This is a genomic window from Nostoc sp. PCC 9305 (assembly GCF_963920915.1).
Lineage (GTDB): Bacteria > Cyanobacteriota > Cyanobacteriia > Cyanobacteriales > Nostocaceae > Nostoc.
In genome coordinates, this window is the sequence record NZ_CAWUDN010000092.1 from 24,366 (window position 1) to 32,267 (window position 7,902).

The window sequence follows — 7,902 nt, forward strand, 5'->3', positions numbered from 1 at the left end:
ATAAGTGATTAACCGGACTTGATAAGCTAAACCACATCTAGTTTGCATATCTAAAATTTATATAACTCTTGTGGGGTGGGCATCTTGCCCGCCGTAATTATGCAATTTAAATGTGGAACAGCTTATCAGACCTTTTTAAATTTTGGACTTTCCTGCGAAACGCTACGCGTAGCTTGCTTCCCCGGAGAGGTACGGCATAAGCCTTCGGTAGAACACTTTTAAAGTATTCAATCCAAAATTTAACATCTAAAATTCGCTGAGTGGTGCTACTTGACCTCTATATACAAGATGATATTATCAAAGTCATTTCCAAGGGATTTATAATCACCAGCAGTATATTCACGACATAAACCATCACCATTTATATGTTAGCACACACGTATCTGCGTACCCGGTGGTACACTGAATGAACTAATAGTGTCATTACCAACAATATTTAAGTCACCTTGGTTGGATTTGTATACTCCTGGAGTTGTAGAAAAAGACTGGGAAATTCCGCCAAAGTTAGGGTCGCTGTAGAACTTAACCTGTTGTGACGGCGTGTAGGAAAGCTTATAGATAGCGCCGCTGAAGTCATCCGAAATTAACAAATTACCTTGTTGGTCTACTGCCATATCCACGGGTCGCCCCCAGGTTTCTTGCGTTGCTGGAACTACCCAACCGGTAACTAAATCTATCTCTTGCCCTGGGGTCTTTGTCGTACTGTTCCAGGGAAAGTAAGTTATTTTGTAGCCCGTTTTCTTCTGCCGATTCCATGAACCATGCAGCCCTGCTACTACTCCATTTGAGTATAGGCTGGGAAAATTGGTATTTTGTAAGAATGTTAATCCCAAGGGAGCGGAATGGGCTTGGATACCTTTGCTAATCCTGTCCATTGCATTGCAATTAACACTTCCATTAGCATTGAACTGATAGTCGCGGTCAAATGGCATATTGTTGAGGCCGTTTGACGTGTCAGGATTGGGATTGCAGAATGGCCAACCGTAGTTACCGCCATCTCGGACTTTTGTGAACTCCTCTGGTGGGTGGTTGTCTACATAGGAGGGGATAATCTTACCGTAATTGCCACTGCCATCGTTAAAGGGATAAGCGATGTTATCTCGATTATTAACGACTACCCAAAGATCGTTTGTACCAGGTAAGAACGCTAACCCTTCGGCATTACGTAAACCTTGAGCAAAAAGCCGCTGATTGGTTCCATTAGCGTTGTACTGGTAAATTGCACCACGCTTTGGAGTACTTACAGTATCTTCCTTACAGGCATTGCATGTAGAAGCGATGGACACGTACAGTTTGTGGTTGGCATCAAGTGCGATATTCTTCAGTTCGTGACCATAAGCGCCTTTGAGTTCCCGTGTGCTGCTGTCTGGTAAGCCAACTACAACGATTTGACGATTTTTTGCGATTAAGTCTCCAGAGTTGTAGATGAAGCGGTTAATTTGATGACTCTCAGAGATATAAACGTATGTGGTGTTGTCAATCTTGTGAAACACAATGTCGTGTGGTTTGCGTAGACCCGTTACGAAGTCAGAAATAATTGGGTCTTTGCTGCCATTTGGCCGCACAATTAACACTTTACCGGAACTGGGCTGTGATACTAGAAGATCCCCATTGGGAGCAACTGCCAGAAAGCGAGCTTTGTTAATGCGAGTATAAACAGAGATGGAGAAATTGGGCGGCACTTTCAAGTAACGAGTAGTATTAAAGGGCCAAGAAGTCATTGTAATAGGCACTTTCAGCTTGGTTTCAACAGACGCAGGGGGCGGTTGACCAATTGCTGCGGTGCTAAGAACCTCTAAGGACATCAAACTAATTAGCGATGCAGATAGGATGCGTCCAAGTATCTGTGTTGGTTTTAGAGTAGATGCAACCATTTTTAACTTCCCTCTAGCTTGGTAGTGATTTATATTACACATTATTCTCGGTTAGCCGATTTGACCGAGAATTTGAACAAACTAACTCAGAGGTGTCATTTTTTGGAAATACTTAAAATATCTTTATCTACTGCTATTTTTTATAATTTATCAAAAAATTCATCAACCGAGAGTTATAAAAAAGGCAGAGCGATCGCTCTTCCCAACTAAAATATTCCTCAAGCTACTTAGCCTCGAAACCATTATGCAGAGGGTCTTAACAGCCTTACTTCTCGGTCAAAAAGCCAAGTTTATGTTTGCAAAACCCAAGGCTGAGGACTTGGTTTTTCTCAAATAGTGGTGATTGATTGCACATATCCCTTGGTATAAATAGCCTGAAAAACTAACGCCAAACCTCAGCTGCTTCCCGACGCGGTAAGTGGGAAAATTCAAAGTCTCTCTGCTTTTAGGCTACGGTGTACACACATCTTTGTATAAAACCAAAATCGTTGAAGATCCCCCTAAATCCCCCTTAAAAAGGGGGACTTTGACTCTAGTTCCCCCTCTTTTTTAAGGGGGGTTAGGGGGCAATACTTGTCGGTTAAGGGGAAAAGGGGAAGGGGAAAGGGGAAAGAAAAAACCTTTAACCTTTACCCTTTAACCTTTTCCCCAAACCCAATTCCAATTTAAAAATGCTTAACCGAGCAGTATTGGGTTAGGGGGGATCTAAACGCTGTGAGGCAACTCTCAAAGACTTGTGTGTACACCGTAGCCTTTTAGGAGAGAGATTTAGAGAGAGGTTCTTCAAATTCCCTGAAATCTGGAAACATTACTCCAGCTAGTGGATATACTCGTAATCAAAATCTCAACATAAGCGAGTATTATGCTGGACTGGTTAGCTATGTGGGGTGTAACTCAGACCGCCGGGTTGATTTTTAAACCCATTCTGGAAGACTTAGCCAAGGATGCTGCTAAAGATTGGGCTAAAGATTTATTAAAAGGCATCCCTGGCAAGATTTTCCAGAAACTTAAGAAGGAAGACATAGAAATTGCTGCTGGTAAAGCGCTAAAGGAATTTTTGCAACTCATGCAGCAGCAGTTAAAGGTTCGTTGCAAACTTGCTGAAACTCAGATTAAAGATTACACCACAGACATCCAGAAATTTATCAGCGATAAGTCAGTTACAGAAATTCTTGGTAAGGCTTTTGATATTAATTGTGAATCTCTAGACGCTAAAACCCTAGAATATAGTTGGAACAGGCTGCAATTAAAACCTCTGCCATCTAAGTTTAACTGGCAATCAATTACAGAACAGTATTTTACCCAAGTCCAAGAACTTCTTTTAGATTCAAAAGATTTACACCATATCCTAGAATTACAAAAGTTATCTGATATTGAAGTTAATACAAAAGAAATTGCTGGTGTTATTGTAGATTTTAATTTAGTTAAATATCAAGAAGGAATCCGCGAAAGCTATAGCAATCTCAAGTTAGATAGCTTAGATACTAGCGGCTATGCTTATAACGAGCTTAAATTATGGCGGATTTTTACTCCTCAAAATGTCCGGGAAACTCATCAAGTTTTACCACAAGTTCACGAACTGCCTAAAGAACATCTTAGACGGCTGCGAGAAAGTGACCAAGTAGAAGCAGAATTTGAATTAGAAGAATTAGAACGCCACAAACAGGTTTATTTTGAACAACCGATCCGTTCAGTTTTAGATGTTGTCAATAAAAAGCAAGACTATAAATATGTTGTGATTTTGGGCGATCCTGGTTCAGGTAAGTCTACATTGTTGCAATTTCTGGCTTTGAATTGGGCTGAGTCTCCACTGGATAATGTTATCTCATTACCAATTCCGTTGCTAATTGAATTACGCACTTATATGCGGCGACGGGAAGATAAAGAGTGCAATAATTTTCTAGAATTCTTTCATCAATGTAGTGGTGCTGTTCATCATCTCAATCAGCTTGAACTAGATAAACAATTAAAAGCTGGTAATGCCTTAGTGATGTTTGATGGTTTGGATGAGGTATTTGACCCTGGTAAGCGAGAGGATGTAATTACTGATATTCATCGCTTTACTAATGAATATCCTGATGTGCAGGTAATTGTCACTTCTCGGATTATTGGCTATAAACCGCAACGATTGCTTAATGCTGAGTTTCGCCACTTTATATTACAAGATTTAGACTCAGAACAAATTCAGGATTTTATCTACCGTTGGCATGAGTTAACTTTTACCGATGCAGTAGATAAAGTGAGAAAACGGGAACGGCTACAAAGAGGAATTGCAGCTTCCAAATCTATTGCAGAATTGGCGGGAAATCCTCTGCTGTTGACGATGATGGCAATTCTAAATCGTAATCAAGAGCTACCAAGAGATAGAGCCGAGCTTTATAATCAAGCATCGCGGGTACTGCTACATCAATGGGATGTGGAACGCGTTTTGATAGAAGATAAGAGGTTAGACTCCAAGACTATTCATTATAAAGAGAAGCAAGCAATGCTGCGTCAGGTTGCTTATTTTATGCAAACTGGTAAGAAAGGTTTGGCAGGGAATTTGATTAATGAAAATGATTTAGTCAAAGTTCTGACTGATTATTTCAAAACCATAGATTTTGATAAACCCAGAGAAGTGGCGCGGGTGATGATTCATCAACTGCGGACTCGCAACTTTATGTTATGTTTCCTGGGTGCGGATTATTATGCTTTTGTGCATCGGACATTCTTAGAATATTTCTGTGCATCGGAGTTTGTCTGGCAGTTTAAAGAAACGCAAACACTGACTCTTGAGGAACTTAAAAATGAAGTTTTTGGCAAACACTGGCAAGATGAAAGTTGGCATGAAATATTGCTGCTAATTGCGGGAATGATTGAGCCAAAGTTTGTTGGGGAGATTCTTGATTATTTAATGGCACAAGATGGCGAAAGGGAAAAGTTTGTCAATCTCTTTTTAGCGGCCAAGTGTCTTGTAGAGGTGGAGAATCGCTCGGCGATCGCGTCAACGGCTAATAAATTACTTGGCAAGTTAAAAGCTTTAACTAAATATGATCTCTGGTACTATTACGTCCTCGATGAAGATGAAGAAGAAACTCAGCTAGTTCAGGAAATTTGCACTCAAGCAGTCACAGCAATTGCAACGACCTGGCAAGAATCTCCTGACACCAGAACCTGGCTCAAAGAATGCGCGACCCAGTATAATCACTGGTGTGTACGAGGTGCAGCAGTCCAAGAATTAGCCAATAAATTCAAAGATGATCCTCACACCAGAATCTGGCTCAAAGAATGTGCGACCCAGGATGATAACAACTATGTTCGAGGTGCAGCAGCAGTCCAAGAATTAGCTAAGAACTTCAAAGATGACCCCGATACCAAATCCATCCTCAAAGAACTTGCTACCAAGGATAATCACTGGTGTGTGCGAGGTGCAGCAGTCCAAGAATTAGCCAAAAACTTCAAAGATGACCCCGACACCAAATCTATCCTCAAAGAACGCACTACCCAGGATGATAATGAGTATATGCGCCTTGCAGGAGTCCAAGTATTAACCAAGAACTTCAAAGATGACCCCGACACCAAATCCATTCTCAAAGAACTCGCTACCCAGGATAACCACGAAGATGTGCGACTTGCAGCAGTTCAAGCACTAGGTTGGAACTTCCAAGATGACCCCGATATCAAAACTTGGCTCAAAAAACGCGCTACTCAGGATGATCGCGAAGATGTGCGACGTGCAGCAGTCCAAGAATTAGCTAAACACTTCAAAGATGACCCTGACACCAAAACTATCCTCAAAGAACGCGCTACCCAGGATGATACCTGGAAGGTGCGACGTGCAGCAGCCGAAGAATTAGCTAAATACTTCAAAGATGACCCCGACACCAAATCTATCCTCAAAGAACGCGCTATCCAGGATGATAACTGGTTTATGCGAGGTGCAGCAGTCCATATATTAGGTTGGAACTTCCAAGATGACCTGGACATTAAAACCTGGCTCAAAGAATGTGCTACCCAAGATGATACCTGGAATGTGCGACGTGCAGCAGTCCAAGAATTAGCTCAGAACTTCAAAGATGACCCCGACACCAAATCTATCCTCAGAGAACGCGCTACCCAGGATGAGAACCCGAATGTGCGACGTGCAGCAGTCCAAGAATTAGCTCAGAACTTCAAAGATGACCCCGACACCAAATCTATCCTCAGAGAACGCGCTACCCAAGATCACTGGTTTGTGAGAGGTGTAGCAGTCGAAGAATTAGCTCAGAACTTCAAAGATGACCCCGAAACTAAATCCATCCTCAAAGAACGCGCTACCCAGGATGATCATGAGTATGTGCGAGGTGCAGCAGTCCAACAATTAGCTAAATACTTTAAATATCAGCTTGAGTTGTTTGACATCTACTACAACTGCGCTGTTAATGATTCCTTTGAGCGCGAGGAAGAGGATGAAACTAATCCTCGGCGGATTGCACTTGAGATAATTATCAAGCAATTTCCTCAGCATCCCCAGACTTTACCACTGTTGCGCGATCGCGCAGAGAATGACCCAGATGAGCAAGTACGGGAATTTGCTCAGAAGAAGTTGGCACAATTAAGCAATAATTGACGAGAATATTCTTGTAGAGACGGCGATTTATCGCGTCTAACGTGCCAGTTTTTCAGACGCGATAAATCGCGTCTCTACATGAGGGCTTTCTGCTTATCCCATGTAAATTAGTAAAATTAAATAAAAATAGGTAATCTTATGACTACATCTGTAAATACAACCAAAGTCTACGATGAAATTATAGAGTTTATTGCTGCTGGCACCACTCCTCAAAGTGTTATCGATTTTAAACTCTCGGATGCAGCCAAAGACCGTTTAGAGGATCTCGTTTTCCGCGCAAAAACTGAAGGTCTTACAGGAAGTGACCAGCGAGAGTTAGATCATTTCCTCACGCTAGAGCATATTATGCTACTAGCAAAAGCAAAAGCTCGTCACTACATCAGCGCGGAGTAAGTATTCAAGGTGTCTCGTCCATATATTAATGCAGAATTGCGGCGTTTAGTTAGCGATCGCGCCGCCCATATATGCGAGTATTGTTTATATGCAGTAAATAAATAGGTTATGATGTGCGATCGCATCCATCAATGGGAATTCTATACTTAGCAACTATTGCTACTTCACCATTAGAACTCCCAAGGTAAATATATAATGGCTTATCAAAATATTGCAGCCACCCTTTCGCCACAAGATATCCAAGAAATTAAAGCCGCGCTACAGACAGTCCAAAGAAAGATGCCCTTTCTGATTACTCTCAGCACTGAAGAACGGCGTAAGTTAGTAAAAATGGGCGATAAAAGCCTAGCTTTTGTAAATAACAGCGTCACTGCTGCTCAGTCGAACCGCGAAATTCTTCCAGCCAGTTTTGACGTTGAGGAACTGATTCGGGATTACCAATTAGCCAGTGCGCTTACCGAACTTTTAATCTCAGTACAGCAACTAGCCGAACAAGTAGATGATACCCTAATGGCAGTCGGTAGTGAAGCTATGACTAGCAGTTTGACTGTTTATGATTACGTGAAGACTGCATCGAAAAAGACCCCAGGCTTAAAAATTGTTGCTGAACAGTTAGGCGAACGCTTTAAAGCTATCAAAGGTAGACCAGCTAAAGCTGCATCTGGTTCTTGAGTCGTTGATACTCATTAATGAGCCTTTGAACTCCATTAAAGAGGCTTTGATACTCATTAATGAGTCTTTGAACTCCATTAAAGAGGCTTTAATACTCATTAAAGAGGCTTTGAACTCCATTAATGAGTCTTTGATCTCCATTAAAGAGTCTTTGATACTCATTAAAGAGGCTTTGAACTCCATTAAAGAGTCTTTGATACTCATTAATGAGTCTTTGAACTCCATTAACAAGTTTTTACTGATTTTGTGTGTAGTGTAACATACCTGTCTTACCATACAGCAATCAGTAATTATTTAATAGACTCTTGCACGAATACAAAACTAGTACACCACGGCGGAAATAAACCAAGCATTATTGTGAGAAACTAAGAAAGT

General features: G+C 41.3%; 4 protein-coding genes. 3 read left to right on the plus strand and 1 reads right to left on the minus strand.

Translation table 11 applies throughout. The annotated features are described in order from the left end of the window. Nucleotides 1-368: 368 nt before the first annotated feature. Nucleotides 369-1,874 (minus strand): sugar dehydrogenase, encoded by a 1,506-nt coding sequence (locus ACM0OX_RS27060; protein WP_414518035.1) that lies wholly within the window; start codon nt 1,872-1,874, stop codon nt 369-371. Between the two features lie 862 nt (nt 1,875-2,736). Here ACM0OX_RS27060 and ACM0OX_RS27065 point away from each other — a divergent pair. The 3 genes from ACM0OX_RS27065 to ACM0OX_RS27075 all read left to right on the plus strand — a co-directional run bounded on the left by ACM0OX_RS27065 (nt 2,737) and on the right by ACM0OX_RS27075 (nt 7,527). Further along, entirely contained in the window at nt 2,737-6,462 is a 3,726-nt protein-coding gene (locus ACM0OX_RS27065; RefSeq protein WP_414518037.1) for a HEAT repeat domain-containing protein, read from the plus strand. 138 nt (nt 6,463-6,600) lie between these two features. Further along, the gene (locus ACM0OX_RS27070) at nt 6,601-6,855 is read left to right on the plus strand and encodes a hypothetical protein (RefSeq protein ID WP_414518039.1); all 255 of its coding nucleotides are present in this window, start codon (nt 6,601-6,603) and stop codon (nt 6,853-6,855) included. Nucleotides 6,856-7,050: 195 nt separating this feature from the next. Then, complete coding sequence (locus tag ACM0OX_RS27075) at nt 7,051-7,527, plus strand: hypothetical protein (protein WP_414518041.1); 477 nt, start codon at nt 7,051-7,053, stop codon at nt 7,525-7,527. The last annotated feature ends 375 nt before the right edge of the window (nt 7,528-7,902 follow it).